Source organism: Streptomyces sp. NPDC001858 (assembly GCF_053594615.1).
This window is the reverse complement of the sequence record NZ_JBSFEV010000075.1, coordinates 1-21,966: the sequence shown is the minus strand read 5'-3', so window position 1 is coordinate 21,966 and position 21,966 is coordinate 1. Positions and strand designations below refer to the sequence as shown.

The 21,966-nt window shown below is 68.1% G+C and carries 17 protein-coding genes; 4 read left to right on the top strand and 13 right to left on the bottom strand.

Annotation, left to right across the window (positions count from 1 at the left end; all coding sequences use genetic code 11):
• A partial coding sequence (locus ACWCPF_RS44290; RefSeq protein ID WP_451050830.1) for a condensation domain-containing protein occupies positions 1 to 1,909 on the bottom strand: 1,909 nt, incomplete at its 3' end.
• Positions 1,910 to 2,120: 211 nt separating this feature from the next.
• Entirely contained in the window at positions 2,121 to 2,447 is a 327-nt protein-coding gene (locus ACWCPF_RS44285; protein WP_451050829.1) for a phosphopantetheine-binding protein, read from the bottom strand.
• A 159-nt stretch (positions 2,448 to 2,606) separates the two neighbouring features.
• On the opposite strand from ACWCPF_RS44285, the gene ACWCPF_RS44280 reads away from it, so the two are divergent.
• On the top strand, positions 2,607 to 2,924 hold the full coding sequence (locus tag ACWCPF_RS44280) for an acyl carrier protein (protein WP_451050828.1): 318 nt from the start codon (positions 2,607 to 2,609) through the stop codon (positions 2,922 to 2,924).
• A complete protein-coding gene (locus ACWCPF_RS44275; protein WP_451050827.1) occupies positions 2,917 to 4,269 on the top strand; it encodes an NAD(P)/FAD-dependent oxidoreductase in 1,353 nt (450 codons plus the stop codon). Before ACWCPF_RS44280 ends, ACWCPF_RS44275 begins: the two co-directional genes overlap by 8 nt.
• A gap of 52 nt (positions 4,270 to 4,321) precedes the next feature.
• Here ACWCPF_RS44275 and ACWCPF_RS44270 read toward each other — a convergent pair whose 3' ends face one another.
• Together ACWCPF_RS44270 and ACWCPF_RS44265 are read right to left on the bottom strand one after the other, a co-directional pair.
• A complete protein-coding gene (locus ACWCPF_RS44270) occupies positions 4,322 to 5,455 on the bottom strand; it encodes an acyl-CoA dehydrogenase family protein (protein WP_451050826.1) in 1,134 nt (377 codons plus the stop codon).
• Positions 5,456 to 5,500: 45 nt separating this feature from the next.
• Positions 5,501 to 6,616: a ketoacyl-ACP synthase III family protein gene (locus tag ACWCPF_RS44265; protein WP_451050825.1), complete on the bottom strand. Its 1,116-nt coding sequence runs from the start codon at positions 6,614 to 6,616 to the stop codon at positions 5,501 to 5,503.
• Between ACWCPF_RS44265 and ACWCPF_RS44260 the strand changes: the two genes are divergently transcribed.
• Entirely contained in the window at positions 6,615 to 8,090 is a 1,476-nt protein-coding gene (locus tag ACWCPF_RS44260) for an amino acid adenylation domain-containing protein (RefSeq protein ID WP_451050824.1), read from the top strand. The two genes, ACWCPF_RS44265 and ACWCPF_RS44260, sit on opposite strands and share 2 nt — an antisense overlap.
• 79 nt (positions 8,091 to 8,169) lie before the next feature.
• Here ACWCPF_RS44260 and ACWCPF_RS44255 read toward each other — a convergent pair whose 3' ends face one another.
• Positions 8,170 to 9,708 (bottom strand): tryptophan halogenase family protein, encoded by a 1,539-nt coding sequence (locus ACWCPF_RS44255; RefSeq protein WP_451050823.1) that lies wholly within the window; start codon positions 9,706 to 9,708, stop codon positions 8,170 to 8,172.
• A gap of 156 nt (positions 9,709 to 9,864) precedes the next feature.
• On the bottom strand, positions 9,865 to 10,077 hold the full coding sequence (locus tag ACWCPF_RS44250) for an MbtH family protein (RefSeq protein WP_451050833.1): 213 nt from the start codon (positions 10,075 to 10,077) through the stop codon (positions 9,865 to 9,867).
• Between the two features lie 383 nt (positions 10,078 to 10,460).
• Between ACWCPF_RS44250 and ACWCPF_RS44245 the strand changes: the two genes are divergently transcribed.
• The gene (locus ACWCPF_RS44245; RefSeq protein ID WP_451050822.1) at positions 10,461 to 11,402 is read left to right on the top strand and encodes a TauD/TfdA family dioxygenase; all 942 of its coding nucleotides are present in this window, start codon (positions 10,461 to 10,463) and stop codon (positions 11,400 to 11,402) included.
• Positions 11,403 to 11,444: 42 nt separating this feature from the next.
• On the opposite strand, the gene ACWCPF_RS44240 is transcribed toward ACWCPF_RS44245, so the two are convergent.
• The 7 genes from ACWCPF_RS44240 to ACWCPF_RS44210 form a co-directional block, all read right to left on the bottom strand.
• Positions 11,445 to 13,385: an ABC transporter ATP-binding protein gene (locus ACWCPF_RS44240; protein ID WP_451050832.1), complete on the bottom strand. Its 1,941-nt coding sequence runs from the start codon at positions 13,383 to 13,385 to the stop codon at positions 11,445 to 11,447.
• Between the two features lie 98 nt (positions 13,386 to 13,483).
• Positions 13,484 to 14,278, bottom strand: a complete 795-nt coding sequence (locus ACWCPF_RS44235; RefSeq protein WP_451050821.1) for an alpha/beta fold hydrolase — start codon at positions 14,276 to 14,278, stop codon at positions 13,484 to 13,486.
• Between the two features lie 10 nt (positions 14,279 to 14,288).
• On the bottom strand, positions 14,289 to 15,953 hold the full coding sequence (locus ACWCPF_RS44230) for an MBL fold metallo-hydrolase (protein ID WP_451050820.1): 1,665 nt from the start codon (positions 15,951 to 15,953) through the stop codon (positions 14,289 to 14,291).
• Between the two features lie 443 nt (positions 15,954 to 16,396).
• A complete protein-coding gene (locus tag ACWCPF_RS44225; protein WP_451050819.1) occupies positions 16,397 to 18,202 on the bottom strand; it encodes an FtsX-like permease family protein in 1,806 nt (601 codons plus the stop codon).
• A gap of 5 nt (positions 18,203 to 18,207) precedes the next feature.
• On the bottom strand, positions 18,208 to 18,936 hold the full coding sequence (locus ACWCPF_RS44220; protein WP_451050831.1) for an ABC transporter ATP-binding protein: 729 nt from the start codon (positions 18,934 to 18,936) through the stop codon (positions 18,208 to 18,210).
• 14 nt (positions 18,937 to 18,950) lie between these two features.
• On the bottom strand, positions 18,951 to 19,478 hold the full coding sequence (locus tag ACWCPF_RS44215) for a PadR family transcriptional regulator (RefSeq protein WP_451050818.1): 528 nt from the start codon (positions 19,476 to 19,478) through the stop codon (positions 18,951 to 18,953).
• Between the two features lie 313 nt (positions 19,479 to 19,791).
• On the bottom strand, positions 19,792 to 21,966 hold a 2,175-nt coding region (locus ACWCPF_RS44210), incomplete at its 5' end, for an AMP-binding protein (RefSeq protein ID WP_451050817.1).

Here is a 21,966-nt window from a genome sequence, read left to right as displayed (position 1 = left end):
GCGCCACCGCCAAATTCACCGCACCCCCATGCACCACCCCCACACCCTTCGGCACCCCCGACGACCCCGACGTATAAATCACATACGCCAACCCCCCCGGATCCACCACCACCCCCGGAGCGGAATCAGGACACCCAGCGATCACCGCAGCCACCGAAGGCTCGTCCACCGCCACCATCCGCACTTGCCCGGCCGGCAGGTCGTCGAGCACCTCGCGAGTGCCCAGCACCAGGGCCGCATTGCTGTCGGCGAGCATCAGCGCGATCCGGTCCACCGGATACTGCGGATCGATCGGCAGATACGCCGCCCCCGCCTTCAACACCCCCAACAACGCCACCACCACATCAACCCCACGCTCCATCACCACCCCCACCACCGACTCCACACCCACACCCTGAGCCGCCAGATAACGCGCCAGCCGATTCGCCCGCGCATCCAACTCCGCATACGTCAGCTCAACACCGTCACCCACCACCGCCACCGCATCCGGAGACCGCACCACCTGAGCCTCGAACAACCCATGCACCGTCACGACCCGCTCCGGAACAGGCCGGGCCGTGGCATTCCAATCGACCAATATCCGACGGCGTTCCTCGTCGCCGAGCAGGCTGATGCGGCCGATCGGCTCGTCCGGCGCCGCTTCCGTCAACGCCCGTAGCGCCATGACATAGCGGTGTGCCAGGTCCTCGGCGGTGGCGTCGTCGTGAAGATCCCGGTTGACCTCGCTCTCGACCGCGAGCTCGGCGACGCCAGCCCGGTCGTAGAGGTTGACCTGCTGGTCGTAGGTCGGACCGGAGCTGACGATGCGGGCGACGGCGGTGCAGTCTCCGAAGCGGACCGGGTACTCGAACGACATGACGTTGACGCTCAGCTGGAACAGCTGCGGGCGGTCGACAGCCCGCAGGTCCCGGAGCACGTCCTCGTACCGGTACCGCTGGTGCCGCGCCGCCGTGTGCACCGTCCGCGCGATCCGTCGCACGAAGTCTCCGTGCGACTCTCGCGGGTCGATCCGGACCCGGACCAGAAGCACGTTGGTGGCCATGCCCACGGCGGCCAGCTCGCCCCCGGTCTCCCGGCCGAGCGCGGACACACCGAGCACGATGTCTCGCTCGCCGGTCATGCGGTACTGATGCAGGCCGCCGGCGGCGACCGCCAAACCTCCGAGGCTGGTGCCGAATCCCGCCGCGGCTGCCCGCAGGGAGGCCGCGGCAGGGGCATCGATGGGCCGCAGGTGGCGTCCGACCGCGCTCGGCAGCCGTGGGTGGCGTAGTCTCGGCCGGCCGGTCTCCGGCAGGTCCGTCAGCGTGGCCGACCAGAACTCGCGGTCCCGGCGCTGCCGCTCCGAGCCCCGGTAGTCGCGGTCCGCGTCGATCAGAGCCGAAACGGGTTCGAGCTCACCGCTGATCGGCCGCCGTCCCGCGGACAGCGCGTCGTAGGCGTCGGCCACCGCGGAGACGAACAGCGAAAAGCTGTAGGCGTCGACGACGACATGGTGCAGCTGTTGGTACCAGAGGAATCGCCGTTGCCCGAGCACGAACAGGATGTGGCTGGACAGTGGGGCGTCGGTCAGCTCCGTCCGCCGGGCGATGCTGGAGCGCATCGCGTCCTGCGCCACCGCCTGCGGATCAGGTGTGGCACTGAGGTCGATCACCTGGAGCGGCTGGTCGCCGACCGGGTGGACGTACTGCCGCGGCACCCCGTCCACCACGCGGAGGCGCAGTCGGTAGGCCTCAGCCTCGGCCAACGTATGTCTGAGCGCTTCCGCGAAGACGTCGACGTCCAAGTGGCCTCGGATGTCGACGTATTCGCCGACGTTGAAGACGGCGCTGTCCGGCTCCAACTGCTGGGCGTTCCACACGCCCAACTGGCCGGCCGTCAGCTCCTGCAGCTCGCCCCCGGACACATCCATCACCGCTCCCCGAGTCCGTCGTCCCACCTGCAGTCATCGGTGGGGCGTACGCCGTCCACCGGGCACTCCGCGATCGTGTGAGCAGATTCGTCCGGCACACATGCCCTGGGCATCTCATGTGCGATGGCGGGCCGGCCGGGCGCAGGCAGACTAACAGCGCCCGCCTGGAGTGACACCGTCCTGATCGCGAGGGTGCGGAGCGTCGACCGCGTCAATGCGGATCCGGGGCCGGCAGGCCGTGCGTGAGCAGATACTCCCGGCCGGCACGGTCCACTTCAGGTGTGGTGAAGCCGCAGTCGCGCAGGCCTTGTGCCAACCCGGCGACGGTCGGGCGTTCCAGCACCATGACGTAGTCGACCGGGGCGTCGAAGGTCCGTCGTAGTCGATGCGCGATCCGCATCGCGACCAGCGAGTGGCCGCCCATGGCGAAGAAGTCGTCGTGTACATCGATCGGCTCGTGGCGCAGCGCCGATTCCCAACAGTGCACGAGCACTGTCTCCAATACGTCGCGCTGTGCACCGTTCTGTGCAACGGACACGGTCCCATCCTTCCTGCGAGAACGGCGTCAGTGTCGCGCGATGCGACGAATGCCGCCGGATGTCCAACTGAGCAATGCGCGTCAGTTGCACAAGTGCCGCGACCATGGGCGGCGTTCTACCCTCGCCTACCGGGAAGGGCCGCGATGGGGAGAGGTTCGATGTCTGGGGATCGCTACACGCATGTGCTGGACGTCCTGACCAAGTACGTTTCCGAGCGGCTGCTCGGCGAGGATGACGCGCCCGATCTCACCGACCGCACTCCGCTGCTGGAGCTCGGGGTGCTCAACTCGCTGGAGACGTCCCGGCTGGTGGCCTACATCCGCGAGACATTCGGCGTGCGGCTGGGGCCGGCCTCGATGACCGCCGGCAACTTCCGGGATCTGGCGACGATCACCGGCATGGTGGTCGGTCACCCCGTGGTCCCTGCCGTCGACGGATCGGCCGTGAGCAGTGCGAATGGAGGCATCGGTGCCTGAGGACGTCCAGTACGACGTAGGGGTGATCGGAGGCGGTCCGGCCGGCTCGACGATCGCCTCCTACCTGGCCCGGGCCGGTCTCGACGTCGCGGTGTTCGAGTCGTCGGTCTTTCCTCGGGAGCACGTCGGCGAGTCCCTCGTCCCGGCGGTGATTCCGGTCATGCACGACATCGGAGTGACCGCCAAGATCGAGGCCGCCGGGTTCCCGCGAAAGTACGGCGCGGCCTGGACCTCGTCCGACAACCGGCCGACGAGTCCCTTGGACTTCCACGCCGGTTCGCACGGTTGGGGCGTCGCCGAAGTCAGCTATCACGAGCGCGAGCAGGCCGGTGTCGACCGCGTCTACGCCTGGCATGTGGACCGGGGCCAGTTCGACCTCATCCTGCTGAAGCACGCGGAGGACCTCGGTGCGTCGGTCTTCAGCGGTGTACGGGTGAACCGGGTCGACTTCAGCGAACCGGCCCGCCCGGTCCTACAGGTGAACATGGGTCGCACGACGACGCCGATCCCGGTGCGGATGGTGGTCGACGCCAGCGGCCGGCAGACCCAACTCGGCAGCCAGCTCAAGCTGAAGGTGCCCGATCCGGTCTTCAACCAATATGCCATCCACTCGTGGTTCGAGGGTCTGGATCGGGCGAGCCTGGCCCGCGACCCCGCGCAGGCCGACTACATCCATGTGCACTTTCTGCCGTTGGAAGCCACCTGGGTCTGGCAGATCCCGATCACCGACACCATCACCTCCGTCGGTGTGGTGACCCAGAAGGCACGGTTCAAGGCCGCCAAGGACGACCTGGAGACGTTCTTCTGGGACTCGGTCGGAAGCCGCCCCGACCTGCTCGGCGCGCTGCGCACCAGTGAACGGCTGCGGCCTTTCAAGTCGGAGGGCGACTACAGCTACGGCATGCGTCAGATCGCCGGTGACGGCATGCTGCTCATCGGCGACGCGGCCCGGTTCGTCGACCCGATCTTCTCCAGCGGTGTGAGCGTCGCGATGAACAGCGCGCGGTTCGCCGCCGCCGACATCATCGCCGCCGCCGAAGCCGGCGACTTCCGCCGAGCGCGGTTCGACAACTACGTGAATGTCCTCAGACGCGGGGTGAACAGCTGGTACGACTTCATCTCGGTCTACTACCGGCTCAATATCCTCTTCACCGCGTTCATCGACGATCCGCGGTACCGCCAGGACGTCATCCGGATGCTGCAGGGCGATGTCTACGACGGTGAGGAACCGCCCGCGCTCGGTGCGATGAGGGAGTTCGTCGCCGCCGTCGAGGCGGACCCCGATCATCTGTGGCACAGCCGTCTCGGCAACCTCAAGGCGCCCGCTACCGCGGCCCTGTTCTGAGCCGGTGCGCACAGCGTCGGGCCGGTCCGGCGCGCGGTCGGCCGGCCCCGCCCTAGAGTCCCAGTTCCCGGGCCACTATCTGGCGCTGGATGTCGGACGTGCCGGAGAAGATCGTGCCGCCCAGCGCGTCGCGCAGGGCGGCCTCGGCGCCGTACTCACTGAGGTAGCCGCGGCCGGCGAGGAGCTGGACCGCGTCGACCGCGCTGGCCGTCGCGGCCTCCGAGACGGCCAGTTTGGACAGCGCGGAGCCCAACGGGTCGGGCTCCGCGCGGTCGAGCGACCAGCAGGCGCGGTACAGCAGGAGGCGGCCGCTCTCCAGACGCAGCTTCATCTCGACGATCCGGTTCGTGACCGACTGGAACTCACGCAGCGGGCGTCCGAACTGGCTGCGCTCCTTGGCGTGCGCCACGACCTGGTCGATCAGGCGCTCCTGGAGCCCGACGTACAGCGCGAAGAGGCAGGTGCGCTCCCACAGCATCGACTCCTGGAACACGACCGAGCCCTGGCCGCGTTCGCCGAGAACGTTCTCGTGCGGCACAAAGCAGTCGATGAATTCGACCTCGCTCGCCGGGCAGGACGCCATGCCGAGCTTCCGGAACGGTTCGCCGACCCTGATCCCCGCCGCACCGCGCTCCACGGCGAAGGCGGTCAGCGCGAAGTGACCGGCGGTCGGGTCGGTGGTGGCGTAGCTGACGAACACGTCGGCGGCCGGGCCGTTGCTGACGAAGCTCTTGATCCCGTTCAGGAGGTATCCGCCGTCGGTCGGTGTGGCCGTCGTGGCCAGCGTCGAGACGTCGGAGCCGGCCTCCGGCTCGGTCATCGCGTTCGCCGCGATGGACCTGCCGGCGCACAGGTCGGGCAGCAGCCGCTCCCGCAGCGCCGGCGCCCCGAACTCGGCGATCGGCATGGCGCAGGCGAACAGGTGCGCGGCGGCGGCGAACACCAGACCGGTGTCCGGACAGCCGCGGCCGAACGCCTCGAACAGCAGGGCGGTGTCGAGGGCTCCGAGGCCGGCGCCGCCGTATTTGGCGTCGACGCTGGCTCCGAGCAGCCCGTGCTCACCCAGTGTCCGCCAGGGCTCGGACGCGATGCCCGGCGTGCCGGTCTCCGGCGGCAGCCGCTGCCGGGCAAGGGCGAGTGCCGCGTCGTACCGGGCTCGCTGCTGTGGCGTCCAGCCGAACTCCATGGGGCCTCCAACGATCGGTCCTGTCGGTCGGCGAGGGCCGGCCTGTCAGGACAGCCATGGCGGCACGGCGGTCAGGCGGAGCACCGCGCCGACGATGCTGACACCGGGGCCGACACCGAGCAGGAGCAGATGCGCACCGGGTCCGACCTCGCCGCTCTCCATCAGGTGATCGAACGCGATGACCTGATCGCCGGCGCCGACATGACCGACGGTGCTGCCGAACTCCCAGGTGGTCTGCTTCAACGGCACGCCCAGCGGCCCCAGTCTGTCCTCGACCACTTCGCGGCCTGCGTGGTTGAACGCGACGCGTGTGATCCGGTCGAGTTCGACTCCGGCTTCGTCCAGCAGCCGGTCGACGAGACCCACGAACCGTTGGACGAACTCCAGTCCGCTGCCCGGTCCGAATCCGCCCGTGGCGGCGAACTCCGCGAACCGCGCGCCGAAGTCCAGCTGCCTGCCGAGCGTCATGTCTGCCGGATGAAGCGGTGTGCTGCCCCGGTGCAGGGCCTCCAGGTCGGTCAAGGTCACCGACGCGACGGACAGGACTTCGGCGAAGCCGGGTGCTCGGCTGAGCACCAGCGCCGCGCCGCCGTCCGCCATGATCATGCCGGGGTTGCAGCGCCACCGGTCGAGCAACGGCGAGTCGAAGTTGTCGGCGGACACGAGCAACGCGGCACTGCCGGCGGGTGCGGTTCGCAGGGCGGCGTCGGCCAGCGCCAGCGCGCCGAACATGCCGTTGCAGCCCTGTCTGACACCGGTGGCGAACGCGTCGCCGGCACCCAGCCGCCGCTGCAGATAGGTGTACGGCAGCCAGCCTTCGGGCCCCGAGTGGTAGACGTCGATGTGAAACAGGTGACTGAGCGACACAGCGGGTACCGCCGCGCGGCCGAGCGCCTGTTCTGCCGCGACGCGCGCGAGGTCGAGCGCCGGTACGTCGCCGGCGACCGAAACGCTGACGTATCCGGTCGCCTCGGCCTCGTCGGGCTCGTACCATCCGGCGGCCACGGCGTCGGAGACGGCGACCCGATCGGCGAGACACACACCTGTGCCGTGGAGGAACAACCCCGGCGTCCGCATGTGGAAAACACTATGTACTGCGCTCCGGCGCGGACAAGCAGACGCCGTTTGGACAACCGGCAATCGATGGGAGTGCAACGACATGAGCAATCGCCCCCCTGCGGTCCTCCTGCCCGCCCTGGTCCGCGACGCGGCCCGGCGCACTCCCCGGGCCCCGGCCGTGCGTGACGGCGACACCACGGCGACCTACGGGGAGTTGGACGAGCTCGCCGACAGGTATGCGCGCGCGTTGGCCGCCTCGGGGGTCGGCCGTGGCGACCGGGTGGTGCTGTGGACCTCGAAGAGCGTCGACACGGTCGCGGCCATGCAGGCGACGCTCCGGCTCGGCGCCGTCTACGTACCGGTGACACCGTCGAACCCGGCCTCGCGGGTGCGGCGCATCGCGCACGGCTGCACGGCGGCCGTCGTCCTCACCGAGGAACCGCTCGACGGCGACCCGCGGTCCATGACCCTCGCACACCTGCGCGCGATACCGGACCGACCGGGCGCTCCCGTCCCCGACATCGCGGCGGCGCCGGACGACTGCGCGTTCATCCTCTACACCTCCGGCTCGACCGGAGAGCCGAAAGGGGTGTGCATCAGCCACCGGAACGCGTTGGCGTTCGTGGACTGGGCCGCGGCCGAGACCGGGCTGGTGTCCGGCGACCGGCTGGCCAACCACGCGCCGTTCAACTTCGATCTGTCGGTGTTCGACCTGTACGGCGCGTTCCACGCCGGTGCGTGCGTCGATCTGATACCCGCGGCGCTGTCCTACGCGCCGGAAGCCCTCACCCGGTTTCTGTTCGATCGCGACATCACGGTGTGGTACTCGGTGCCGTCGGCGCTTCAGTTGATGGCGGGCGACGGAGGGTTGCTCGACCAGGGGCCGCCGCCGTCCCTGCGGGTCTGCGTCTTCGCCGGCGAATCCTTCCCGATCGCCGATGTGGTGCGCATGCGCGCTGCATGGCCCGCGGTGCGGATGTTCAACTGGTACGGCCCGACCGAGACGAACGTCTGCACGTCGTACGAGGTGACGTCGCGGGACCTGACCAGGACCCGGCCGCTGCCGATCGGCACGGCCTGCAGCTCCGATCGGGTGCGGCTGGACCCGCCCGGCGCCGAACTCGGCGAGATCATCGTCGAGGGGCCGACCGTCATGCTGGGTTACTGGGGCCACACCCGCCAGGACGGGGCGTACCGAACCGGTGATCTCGGCCGGATCGGAGCGGACGGCAATCTGGAGTACGTGGGCCGCCGCGACCAGATGATCAAGGTACGCGGTCACCGGGTGGAGCCGGGCGAGATCGAGGCCGTGCTCGCCGCGCACCCAGCGGTGGACTCGGCGGTCGTGGTCATCGCCGGGACGGGGCTGGCCGCGAGGATCCACGCGGTCGTCGTCCCGGTGGAGGGTCAGCGGCCCACGACTCTCGGGTTGAAGGCACAGTGCGCCGCTCACGTGCCGACGTACATGGTGATCGATGCGCTGCGGCTGGTCGCCGAGTTGCCCCGGACCGCGAACGGAAAGGTCGACCGGGCGGCGCTCACGAAGATGTGTGAAGACGGAAGCGGGGTCTCCTGAAGAGGAGACCCCGCACGCCACCGGGTGGTTGTCCGGCACACCACCGGGTGGTTGTCCGTGGGTTCAGTTGATCGAAGGTTCAGTTGATCGATGCGAGGTACTCGTAGCAACTCGGCAGGCGGGAGGCGCAGTTCTGGGCGTCCGCCTGTATCCGGGCGAGCTCCTCGGCGGCCCGTGTCCGGTCGATCAACGACAGAGCCGGTCGTGGGCGGCTCGGCCCGTGACCGAGCCCGAGGAGCATCGTGTTCCACGAGTACGTCTCGAAGCCGTGATAGCGGGGGTAGATGGTCTCGTCGTCCAGCAGGAAGCTGGAGGCCATCGCCAGGCGCTCGTTGAGCCCGTCCGGGATCGTCCGGACCTTCGCCTCCTTCCAGTACTGACTGTCGTCGCGCTGCGCGGCACGGTAGTGCAGGACGAGGAACTCCTTGACACCGTCGATGGCGTGGTTGATCCGCTGGTTGTACGCCGCCGCGAGCTGCGGGTCCCAGCGCCGGTCGGGGAAGTGCCGCACCAGCTGCTCGACTCCGTGCTGGATGAAGAAGATGCCGGTCGACTCGAGCGGCTCCACGAACCCGCTGGACAGGCCGATGGCCACGCAGTTGTTGACCCAGGAACGCTCGTTGCGGCCGATCCGCATCTGGATGTGGTTGGCGGTGAGGCCCTCCTGCCCCGGTGCCGCATAGGCGCGCAAGGTCGCTTCGGCCTCGTCCGGCGAGCAGAACTCGTCCGAGTAGACGTATCCGGTGCCGTTCCGCCCGAACAGTGGGATCGTCCAGATCCATCCCGCCGGCATCGCCGTCGCGGTCGTGTAGGGGTCGATGCCGTCCCGCTCCTGGTCGCGCGGCACTTGCAGGGCCACGGCACGGTTGTTGGGAAGGACGTCCTGGAAGGAGAGGAATCGCTCCCGCAGCGTCCGGTTGATCAGCAGGCCGCGGAAGCCTGTGCAGTCGATGAAGAGGTCACCGGCCACGTCACCGTGGTCCCGGGTGGTCACATGGGTGATCCAGCCCCGCTCGTCCTGGCCCACTTCGAGCACGTCGTCGCGGATGTGGTGGACGCCGCGCTCGACGCCGAACCGGGTGAGGAACAGTGCGAGCCTGGCCGCGTCGAAGTGGTAGGCGTAAGGGAACTGCGCGCGCTGTTCGGCCAGTGTCGAGCGGCCGAGGGACCGGTCCGCATCGGCGACGAAGAGTTGCCCGTCCAGCATCCGGGGCGCTCTCTGGGCCTCACACAGGGTCGGGGTGATGAAGCACTGGCGGTCGAAGCTCTGGTTGCGGTCACCGATCTGCAGCCACCAGTCCGCCATGGGAAACCCGTCCGCCACCCGAAGGCGTTCGAACGGATGGTAGAAGTGGCGCCCGGGCATGGCCCAGTCCTGGAACCGGATACCCAGCTTGTAGCTTCCACCGCACTGCGGCATCCAGACCCGCTCGTCCAGGCCCAGGTACTCGAAGAAGTGACGGACCGTGCTGAAGGTGGCTTCGCCCACGCCGATGGTGGGAATGCGGTCGGATTCGACGACGGTGACTCGGAGCCGGTCGCCGAACGCCGCCTTCAGATAGGTGGCACTCATCCAACCCGCCGTGCCGCCGCCGACGACAACTACTGATCTGATCATGGGGCACTCCCGCGATCGGCCTGTACATTCAGTGCCGCAAGTAGTTCCTCGTCCGACTGCGGAGGCCCAGTGCCTCGTGGTCCTGTGAGCGTCATGGCACGACGCTCACCGGCTGCATGACGAGACACCGGCGCCGTCCGCCGGTACGAGGTCGAGTCAGTCCTTCTCCATCGCGGCGATCAGGCTCTTGGGCCGCAGGTCGGTCCACGACTTCTCGATGTAGTCCAGGCAATCCTGGCGCCCGGCCTCGCCGAAAACCACATTCCAGCCGTCCGGTACATCAATGAAGCTCGGCCATAGCGAATGCTGACCTTCGTCGTTTACCAGGACCAGGTACATAGCGTCGGGATCCTCGAAAGGATTCACCATCGCACCGCCTTTCATCACTGATCTGTGGACGCCGCGTTCACGGCGCCCGGCTCTCGGACACTCCGCAAGGCTGTCGCGGCCATTCTCTCCGAGGACGCCGTGTGCGTCACGTCGCTCCGTCGGTGCCGTACAACCGACGTCCGGGCCGCAGTTGGACAAGACGAGAACAGACGACTCGTCGACGCCGCCGACTTTATTCGGTCTTTCCGGAAGCCACCATGACCACATCGGAGCGAGTGGAATTCACGCTGGTCAGGGTCTGGCCTATGAGGGACACTGACGACCGTTGACCGCCATGTCTCAGGGAGCAGTTCGGCTGCGTATTCCACCACGGCCATCGGGCCGCCCGCCCCTCCCTGGGCGTACCGGGATCGGAGGCCGGGATGGACAGCGCCGCAGAGGTCGGCCGGCCCTGGGGGCCGCACGAGATCACCAGCGAGTCCGCCGGCACGCGGGATCTGGTCGGCTGGCTCGCCGACCTGGGCCCGGATGGGCTCACGGAGCTGCTCGTCACGCGAAAGGCGCTGGTATTCCGGGACTTCGGCATCACGCCCGCGTCCGTCGAGGCGGTGCTCGACCGGCTGGTTCCGGGCCGCCTCCCCTACGTTCACGGGAACTCGCCGCGTACTCGGGTGGGCCGCAACCTCTACACGTCCACCGAATATCCGCCGCAGTTCACCATCTCCATGCACAACGAGCTCAGCTACGCCCGCCGTTGGCCGGCCCGCCTCGCCTTCTACTGTGAGAAGGCCGCGGAGAGCGGGGGTGCGACTCCCGTGCTCGACGCCGAGCGGTGGCTCGATTCACTCGACGCCGAAATCCGTGGGGCGTTCGCCGGCGGCATCCGGTATGTACAGAATCTGCATGACGGATTCGGCTTCGGAAAGAGCTGGCAGGACACCTTCGAGACCGACGACCGCACCACCGTCGAGAAGTTCCTCGCATCCTCCGAGGCCGAGTGGGAATGGAGCCAGGACGGCATCCGCATCACCCAGCACCGGGCCGCGACCACGACACACCCGGTCACCGGCGCCACGGTCTGGTTCAACCAGGCGGACCAGTGGCATCCGGCGGGACTCGGCGACAACACCGCCTCCGACCTGTACGACATCCTCGAACCGGACGAGTTCCCGCAGTACGTGACGTTCGCCGACGGCACCCCGATCCCGGACTCCCATGTCGAACAGATCCAGGATCGCGGGCTGCGGAACGCCGTCGACGTGGACTGGCGGGCCGGCGATGTGTTGCTGATCGACAACGTCCTCGCCGCACACGGTCGGCGTCCGTTCGAGGGCACCCGCCGGGTCCTGGTCGCGATGGCCTAGGACTGTCCGGCCTCCCCGGCCTCGCAGCTCTGCACGCCTCTCCTAGCCGAGCCCGCCCTCCTCCAGCGGGGCCGAGTGGCCGGGTACGGGATCCTCGGCCTGGTGGAAGAACTGGATGCTGTACAGGTCCGCGTACAGCCCTCCGGCGGTCAGCAGCTGCTCATGGGTGCCGCGTTCCTTGATCCGGCCGCCGTCGACGACCAGGATCTGGTCCGCCTGACGGACGGTGGACAACCGGTGCGCGATCACCAGCGAGGTCCGGCCGGCCAGGGCTGTGTCGAGCACGCGCTGGATCGCTCGCTCGGACTCCGAGTCCAAGTGCGCGGTGGCCTCGTCGAGTACGACGACGGGCGGTGACTTGAGCAGCAGCCGGGCCAGGGCGATGCGCTGCTTCTCCCCGCCGGACAGCCGGTAGCCGCGCTCGCCGACCAGTGTGTCGAGGCCGTCGGGGAGCGAGGAGATGACGTCCCAGACCCGGGCCGCGTCGCATACGTCGACCAGCTCCCGCTCGGTCGCGTCCGGGCGCGCGTACAGCAGGTTGGCCCGGATCGTGTCGTGGAACAGGTGCGCGTCCTGCGTGACGACGCCGACCGTCTCGCCCAGGGATCGCAGGGTCACGTCCCGCACGTCTTCGCCGCCGATCCGCACCGTCCCCGAGCTGGGGTCGTAGAGACGGGCCACCAGCTGGCTGATCGTCGTCTTCCCCGCCCCGGACGGCCCGACCAGCGCGGTCAGCTGCCCCCCGGGGACGCGAAAGCTCACGTCCCGCAGGATCGGCGCTTCGTTGGGCCGCTCCAGCGAGGGCAAGGAGATCGACTCCAGCGAGGCGAGCGACACCTCGTCGGCGGTCGGGAAGCGGAAGGAGACCCGGTCGAACTCGATGTCCGGGGCCTTACCGTCGTCGGCTCCGGCGACCCGCAGCGGGCAGGCACCGGCCCGCTCCTCGACGAGCGGACGGCGGTCGAGCACCTCGAAGATGCGGTCGAAGCTGACCAGTGCGGCCAGGACCTGGACGTGCATGCTGGACAATTGGTTGATCGGACCGAACAGCCGCAGCAGCAGGGTCGCCAGGGCCACGAGTGTGCCCACCTCGAGCTCGCCGTCGACGGCGAGCTTGCCGCCGAATCCGTACACCATGGCGGAAGTCACCGCGGTGAGCACGGTGAAGACCACGACGAGCATCTGTCCCCAGACCATCTGGGCGGTGGCGACGTCGCGTACGTCGGCCGCCCGGTCGGCGAACGCGTCGGCATCGCGCCGCGGCTCTCCGTAGAGCTTCGCGAGCATCGCCCCGGACACGTTGAACCGCTCGTTCATCAACGAGGCCATCTCCGCGTCGAGTTCCATGCGCCGTCGCGTGAATCGCTGCAGCCGCCGCCCGATCGCCTTGGTCGGCAGCAGGAAGAGGGGAATCATCGCCAGCACGATGAGCGTGATCTGCCACGACAGATAGACCATCGTGAGGAGCACGAGGACGAGCGTCAGTATGGTGGACGTCGCTTGGGACAGCAGGGTCGTCACCGCTTGCTGGGCCCCGATGACGTCATTGTTCAACCGGCTGACCAGGGCGCCGGTCTGGGTTCGGGTGAAGAACGCGAGTGCCTGCCGCTGTACATGTGCGTACACCTCGGTACGCATGTCGTAGAGCACGCCCTGTCCCACCCGGGCCGACAGCAAGGTCTGGCAGTAGATCGCCACCGCGTCCACCAGAGCGATCCCGACAAGGAGCAGCGACAAGGTCGTGACGACCGTGAGCCGCCTGGGTGTGAGGCCGTCGTCGATGATGAATTTGAGGATGAGCGGTCCCGTGGCGGCGGCTCCCGCGTGAAGTGCCGTCGTCAGCAGCAGCAAGAGCAGCGAACCGCGATAGGCGGTGGCGTACTGAACAGCTCGGCGCAACGTTCCGGGACTTATCTTGTGACGCCTGACCGAGTCAAGGTCCAAGGGCATCCTCATGGAATTCGCGTTCGGGCCACCTCTCATGGACACGTTACGAGGCCCTTCGTCCCGCGGAAATCTCCCGCTGTCGTGATCTCGGCCGTGACTGAATTCTCTTCGGCGCCGGCGGGAGAACTGCGCGCCTAGTTCTTCTCCAAGAACTCGATGATCGCCGTGTTCACTTCGTGGGGGCGCTCGAGGTATCCGAGATGCCCGCAGTCGGCGATCTCCACGAAGTCGCAGTCCGGAATGGCCTCGGCCACTTCGGCACAGAGATGCGGCGGCGCTATGAGGTCGTCGGAAAACGCGATGACCCGGCACGGCACGGTGACGGCGCGGAGTGTGTCGCGCCGGTCCGTGAACGTGTCGATCCACATTTGGCCGGTGGCGCTCTCGCCGCTCAGCTCGAGGATCTCCAGCCATGAGGACACTGCCGCGTCGTCGTTCAACGTCGTCGGCGACAGCATCTGGAGCGCCGTGGTGACGGCGTCATGACTCCGAGGAATCCGGACGCCGCTCTCCAACAGCGCTCGTTCTGCCGCCACTTGTGCCTTCCGGATCCGGTCCGGCCTGGCCCGGGTGGCGATCAGGACGGCACACCGCACCAGGTGCGGCCAGCCGATCGCCAATTCCTGTGCGACGATCGCGCCCAGCGAGGTGCCGACGATCCGGCAGGGCGCCAAGTCGAGTTCTTCGATGAGCCCCTTGGTGTCGGCGACCATGTCTTCGAGCGCATACCGGCCCGCGGGGGCGTCCGAGGGCGGGACACCCCGGTTGTTGAACACAACCGTCCGATATCCCGCCTGGTGCAACACCGGCGTCTGATGGAGGGTCCAGACATGGCCGGCCGCTCCCGAACCCATGATCAGCAGTACGTTCTCGCCTTGCCCCGAGCGCTGGTAGGCGAGCCGGATGCCGTTGGTGTGCAGGTAGGCCATGTCGGGTGACCTACCAGATCCACTCTCGCTTGTTGAACAGATGCTCGGCGGTGACGCCGTGGTCCGAGCACCAGCCCAGGAACTCGTCGATCTGCTTCAGCTGGTAGGTGTCCTCGTTGTACGTCGTCGCCATGACGTGGCCCTGCCAGCTCTCCTCGCCCATGGCGTAGATGTACGCGTCGTCGGCGCCCAGTTCCGTCATGATCGCGGCAGCCTGCTGCGCGTTCGACCCGGACAGCTTGCGCGAGTCGCTCATCTTCTTGGTCACAGGCCGCGTCAGCAGACCCTTGTAGAGCCAGGTCAGCGGGGCTCCGTCGCATTCCATCCCGAGGAACGCCTTGTCGACCTTGCCGAACTGCTCGCGAATGTACCGGTAGAGAACGGGATCGATGCCGGAGGAGTCCGCTCCGATGAACACCGACGATCCGGCCAGCTGGACCATGTAGGTCGACTTGGCGCGGATGTCGAGGTCGCAGTGTTCGCCGAGGAACGGCGTGGCCACCAGCTTGGCGCCGCCGGGCAGGGACACTTCGTCGAAGTCGTCCACCTCGATCACCGAGAACCCCAGGTGGCGCAGGTACAGCGCGATCGAGGGGTCGCAGAGGTTGCCTCGGGAGGAGCGCGGCACCACTACCGCGTCGAGCCGCGGGCGCAGCTGGAGCAGGGTCTCGAGGACGATGTGGTCCTGGTGTCCGTGGGTGATGACGGCGAGGTCGATGTGGTCCGGAAGATCGTCGAGCGTGTATCGGTCGCCGGCCCGGTTGTCGGTGCTGATGAAAGGGTCGGTCACGATGGCCGCGTCCGGTGTCTGCAGCACCAGGCACGCGTGCCCGAAGTAGCGGATCCGGCCGCCGCGCTCGATGTGCCGGTCCTGGGCCAGGCTCGGCGCCGGGGCGAGCAGTGTGTCGAGCTGAGCCGCCTGCGCGTCGTCGAGTTCGAGCGCTTCGCGGAGGTGTGCCGTCGTGGTGGCCTGCGTCCTGGCCTTGAAGAGCTCGTCCAGGCCCGGATGCGTGAACGCATGGGGCAGGTCGATGACTTGCGGGGAAGGCAGCCGGGGCGTGGCCAGGATGAACGGGCGTTCGACCCCGTCGTCGAGCGACAGCTGCACCGATTGGCGCTGCACGTCGTAGATCGGGCTGTGGTAGGTGAGTGGTTCCACGTAGCGCATGGACGCCTGGTTATTGGTGTCGTAAACCAACTCCACCAGGCCGTTGAGCGCCGCCGGCAGCTTCGGGTAGAACGGCGTGAGGTCGAAACCGGTCGCGCTCTGCCGCAGCAGTTCTTCTGCTTCGGCGACCGCGGCGGCGAAGTCGAGCATGTCCGCCCGTTCGCGTTTGATGCCGTCGAGCAATGCGGCTACCTCGGCGCTGCGGTCCTCCCCGATTCCGATGAAGTATCCGCCGCGTAACTCGGGGTTGGTGCTGGCCGCGACATGCACCTTCGGGGAGTGCAGATACGATTCGAGCAGGGGCACTTGAACATTTGCCAGGTTCATCGCCCCCTGCACCGGGGCAACGATGTGCAACCACGCGTAAAACCGGTCGACGAGTGGCTCGATGATCGCATTCGAGCGGAGAAACACCGGCTCGTTGCCATTGCCCATCTGCTTCCCTCCCTTGAAACAAATGTCGACGTCACCGCTCGGGCAAAGCCCCGCATTACCGGGTCCGTGCATCCGGCTCGACCATCACATCTCAGCCCGGGAAGTCCGTCAATGCCGGGACACCCGCCTGGTGCGCGGCGGGTGCCTGGCCGGTGGGGAGTTGCCCGTTACCGAGGTGTGGAACTACCCGGCGGGGGTGTCCAACTGAGGTGACTGCGCATTTGCACGCGGGAGAATTTCTGTGGTCGTCGACCGACCGACGCCCCGGGACCCGAACCCGGCCACTGTTCGAGTAGCGGCCGGGTTCGGGCCGGGTTTCGGGCCGGGTTCGGGCCAGGTTCGGGCCTGGTTTCGGGCCGGGTTCGGGCCTTGTTTCGGGCCAGGTTTCGAGCCGGGTTCGGGCCTGGTTTCGGGCCGGGTTCGGGCCGGGTTTCGGGCCGGGTTCGGGCCGGGTTTCGGGCCGGGTTCGGGCCGGGTTTCGGGCCGGGTTCGGGCCGGTGGCACCTTTCTCGAACTCAGAAAGTATCGGTCACCGGACGGCGGCCGCCGAGCCGGGCGGGCACGGCGGTGAGCACCGCCACGACGAGCAGAGTCGCCGCCACCAGCGCGACCGCTTGCCAGAGCGAGGGGAGTGTCGCCCGGTCGCCGTCGCCGCCGGCGAACGAGTTGATCGCGCTGAACAGGACGATGCCTCCCGGGAAGACGCCCAGGACCGCGCTGACGGCCGCGGGCAGCACCTGCGCGGCCGCCAGTGCGGTGCTCACCTCACCGGGGGTCGCGCCCAGGGCGCGCGTCAGCGCCGAAGCATGCCGGTTGTCTAGCACCGTCGCCCAGGTGATGACGATGGCGTTGACCGCGGCCAGGGAGAGCAGGATGACCGACCAAACGAGGAGCACATGACGCAACACCTTCGCCTGGGCGTCGTCGTATCCGCCGGTGAGCGTCTGGGTGTCGAGGAAGGTGTTGAGGATCAGCAGGACGTAGATCCCGCTGACCGTGATGAAGATGATGGCCGCCCCCAGCAGCACCCGCCGCGGTCGGCGGGCCGCGATCCGCAACGCGAGCAGCAACGAGATGGGCAGTCGCGCCGAGAGCGCGATCAGCCAACCCATGCGGTGCGGCGGGCGCGGGGCGTCGGCCAGCGCGTTGACGGTACTGGAACGGGCCGCGCGCACGGCCGGCACGGCGGTGGCGACCACCGCGACCGCGAGTGCCGCGGCGAGCACCCAAGCGGCCGTGGACAGGGTCATCGGCGGTGTGCCCACGCTGCCGACGAGGCCGGCGCTGGACTCGGTGAGCAACGGAGCGGTCAGCGTACCGATCGCCAACCCGCCCGCGGCTGCGACGACGGCCACGAGGACGTACTCGGCGAGCAGTACGGAAGCGACGAGGCCCGGCGTGCCACCGACCGCCTTGAGGAGCCCGACGCGCCTGGTCTGATCGGCCATCCGGCCTCCGACCAGCACCGACAGGCTGGCCACGGCGAGCAGACCGAGCAGCCAGGTGCCGATCAGCAGCAGGATCTGGGAGTCCTTGGCCAGCTCGGTCGCGTCGTCGAGGATGCTCTCCCAGGGCTGCATGCGCATACCCCGGGGACCGGCGGCGCCGTTCGCACCGACGAAAGCCTCAGCGCTCTCGGGGTCGGCCAGCTTCAGATTCATCACGTAGGACAGGGAGTCGGTGCTCGGGGCGAGGCTGCGGACGTCCGCCTGCGTGAGCCAGACCAGTCCGGGGTCGTGCAACACCGCCGCGGGCGCACCCTCGGTGCTGCCGTTCACACACCCCTGGGGGACGAGACATGACGACCCGGGATAAGGCGCCATGGCTGCGGTGACCGCGAGACCGACCACCTCGAACGACCGGCCGTCCAGCGTGACCTGATCGTCGATGCCGACGTCGAGCGCGTTGGCGAAGGCCGCTTCGAGCACCACGCCGCCCTCACTGACCCAGTCGCCTGCGGTCACTTCGGGTTGGTCGACCGACGCGGTCGCGGCGTCACGCCCCACGACCTGCACATCCGACGTCTTGTCGAATGCCTCGAACTTGGCCGCCGTGACCGGGAACGGCCCGCTGTGGCCGACGACGCCGGGCTTGTCGGCCAGTGTCTCGAGGGGGGAGAGCTGGCCGCTGGCGACGACGTCGGGCCCGTTGGTGGCCTCCCGGGTGGTCTGGTACGGGTCGCTGGCCGCGTCGCGCAGGACGAGCGCAAGCGTCAACGTCGTGGTGGCCGCCAGGATGGCGAGCAGCAGAAGCACCGCCTCGGTGCGGCGCCGCCGCAGGTCGCGCAGGGCGAGGCGGCTCACGAGCAGGATGCGGCCCATCGCCCTCAGTCCCCCAGCCCGACGAAGGGGCGAAGCTGTCCGGTGGTGCCACCGGTCAACTTGGTCTCGTCCATGAACGCACCGTCGCGCATCGAGATCAAGCGGTCGGCGGTCGCCGCGATCCGCTCGTCATGGGTGACGATGACCAGCGTCTGACCGGACTTGTGCAGGCCCTCGAAAAGCTGGAGCACGTCCAGGGTGGCGGCGCTGTCGAGGTTTCCGGTCGGTTCGTCGGCGAGGACCACGGCCGGTTCGTTGCTCAGAGCCCGGGCGACCGCGACCCGCTGCCGCTGGCCGCCGGACAGCGCGGAGGGCAGGAAACGCGCCCGGCCGGCGAGCCCGACCTGCTCCAGCAGCTCCTCCGCACGCCGTCGCGCGGCCCGTGGCGAGCGGCCCGCAAGCAGTGCCGCCAGCTCGACGTTCTCGACGGCGGTGAGCTCCTCCATCAGATGAAAGGACTGGAAGACGAAGCCGAGGTCAGTGCGGCGCAGCCGAGCCAGGGCCTTTTCGCTGATGTTGTCGATACGGCGGCCGTTGAGTAAAACCTCGCCACCCGAAGGCCGGTCGAGCCCTCCGAGCAGATGTAAAAGCGTGGACTTTCCGCAGCCGCTGGGGCCCATGATCGCCACGGTCTCACCCGCGACGATATCGATGTCGACTCCGTCAACGGCGCGCACCAATCCTTCGCCCTTGCCGTACTCCTTTCGCACCCCGCTGGCGCGAAGCACCGGCATGTCGGTGGCGTCGTTCACGATCCGCTCCTTTGGTGGGTCCAGTTCTTTTCACATGCCTCGAGCCAGCGCAGATCCGCCTGAAGCCGGAGCACGATGCCTTCCAACAACAACGCCGCGTCCGAGCTCTCCGGCTCGGCCATGGCGGCGTACTGAGCGTCACGCAACCGGCGCAGAAGTTCGCGGCGCTGGGCGCCGACGATCGTGAGCGGGTCGGCCAGCCGCGCGGACGCGGCCGCGATCAGCTTGAGGTGAAACACGGCGAGGTCGGGCCGCGGCCAGCTCACCTCGTTGATCCACTCGGCAACTCGCTGTTGGCCGGCGGCGGTGAGCGCGTACACCTTGCGATCAGGCCGGTCGGCCCCATCGGCGGATCTCTCGACCGTGACCAGTCCGGCCTTTTCGAGCCGGGTCAGCGTGACGTAGATCTGCCCGGCGTTCATCGCGTCACCGAGCGGACCGAGAGCGTCACGCATACGCGCACGCAGTTGGTAGCCCCGCGAGGGCTCCTTGGCCAGCATCGCGAGCACGACTTCCTGCTGCATCGCCGCTCCCCTCACACACCTCTCAGATATAACCGTTAGCCCACACATCTAACGGTTATATCTGAGGGGTTGTCAAGCAACTGCCGACAGACGTTGATGGGTGGGGTGGGTGTGTCGTCGTCGGCTCGGCGCCGTGTCGTGCCCGTGCCGTGCTGTGCTGTGCCGTGCCTTGCCGTGCCTTGCCGTGCCTTGCCGTGCCTTGCCGTGCCTTGCCGTGCCTTGCCGTGCCTTGCCGTGCCGGCCGATGGTCGACTGAGGCGGTGCCGTCCGTCCGATGGTCGGCTCAGGCGGTGTCGTTTGTCCGATGGTCGGCTCAGGCGGTGCCGTCCGCGGCTCGGCTCCCCCTGGCTTCGAGCCATGCCGCTGCCGCGGCCCAGATGTGGCCCAGCATGTCGGCCTCGACCATGTTCGTATGGGTGCAGGGAACGTAGACCTCCGTGATCCGCCCCTGCACATACGGCTCCCAGAGATGGCCACCGGATTCACGCTCGCGCGAATCCTCGGCAATGAAGAGCAGAGCGTCGCCCTGGAACACGCCGGACCTGTGCGTCCTCCTGATATGGACGTTGTTTCTGCCGACTCGAATCCCGCGCCTCAGCTCTTCGTCCGACATCCCGCCGAGAAGGGCGCCGTTCTCCTCACGGAACTTGTCGGCCCAATTGTCCAGTTCGGCTTCCGTATCCTCGCCGACCTCATTCGCCGACTGCTCCGGCAGCCGGGGTCGCCCAGCGGATTCGCCTTGGTCTTCGGGAACGGGATAGGTATCCATGATGACCAACGCGGCGACGGTTTCTCCGGCTTCCTCCAACTGCACGGCTATCTCGTGCGCGGCGACCCCGCCGAACGAGAAGCCGAGCAGATGGTAAGGGCCGGCCGGCTGCAGCGCTCGGATCTGTTCGACGTAGCTTGCCGCCATTTCCGTCACGGAGCCGAAAAGCGGGCTGGTGCCGTCAAGGCCGGGAGATTGCAGTCCATACAGCGGAATGTCCGCCGGGACGAACTGCGCCAGCGGCATGTAGCACCAGCTGAGCCCGCCTCCGGGGTGGATGAAGAAGAATGGCGACCGACTGCCTTCGGTACGAATCGGCAGAACGATGTTCACGGAGTCACGCACCGAAGCGAGGCTCATCTGGGAGATCAGGCCGAGGACCGTCGGCGCGGCAAACACCGCGCGCGCGGAAAGGGACACGCCTCTCTTCCGCAACCGTGCGATGAGCGTGATGACGAGCAGGGAGTTACCGCCGAGCTGGAAGAAGTTGTCGTCGACGTTGACGGTCGGCTCGCCGAGTACGTCGGCGAACACCTCACAGAGCAGCAGTTCGAGGGCTGTGGTGGGGGTGACTCGCCGGGCGGTTGCCGGAACTCTCGCGGTTTGCGTCCTCTCGGGCGCCGGCAACGCCCGGCGGTCGAGTTTCCCGCTGGGGGTCAGCGGCAGCTCGTCCAGGACCACGACCGCCGCCGGGACCATGTAGTCCGGCAACCGCCGTTCCGCGTACTCACGAACAGCGCCGCCCGCGGACACCCCACCATCCGCATCGGACGCACCATCCACATCGGACGCAACCACGTACGCCACCAGTCGCCTGTCCCCGGGAACATCCTCACGAGCCACCACTGCCACCTGACCGACCTGCGGGTGACTCCGTAGGACGGCCTCGATCTCGCCGGGCTCGATCCGGAACCCGCGGACCTTCACCTGCTCATCGGCCCGCCCCACGAACACCAACTGCCCATCCGGCAGCCACCGCACCAGATCCCCCGTCCGATACATCCGCTCACCCACCCCGAACGGACACGCCACGAACCGCTCCCCCGTCAACCCCGCACGCCCCACATACCCACGCGCCAACTGCACCCCCGCCACATACAACTCACCCACCACACCCACCGGCACCGGCCCCAAACCCCCATCCAGCACGAACACCCGCGTATTCGCCAACGGCCGACCCAACGGCACCACCCCACCAGCCACCACCCCAGACGACAACCGACCCGCAACCACCCCCACCGTCGTCTCCGTCGGACCGTAATGATTGAACACCGCCCGATCCCCCGCCACCCGCACCAACTCATCCACCCACCCCGCCGACGCCGCCTCACCACCCAACACCAACGACCCAGCCGGCAACACCGCACCCACCCCCACCACACCACCCAACGCCGCCAAATGCGACGGCACCACCTTCACAAAGTCGATCTGCTCCTCCCCCACGAACCCCGCCACCGCCTCCGCATCCACCACCACCGACGGATCCACCACACACAACCGCCCACCCGACACCAAACTCGCAAACACCACCGTATTCCCCAGATCAGTCACCAACGGCTGCAACAACCCATACCGAGCCCCCACCCCACCCCAGCCCAACCGACCCGACACCGACCCCACATAGTTCGCCAACCCCCCATGCGTCACCCCCACACCCTTCGGCACCCCCGACGACCCCGACGTATACATCACATACGCCAACCCCGCCCCATCCACCAC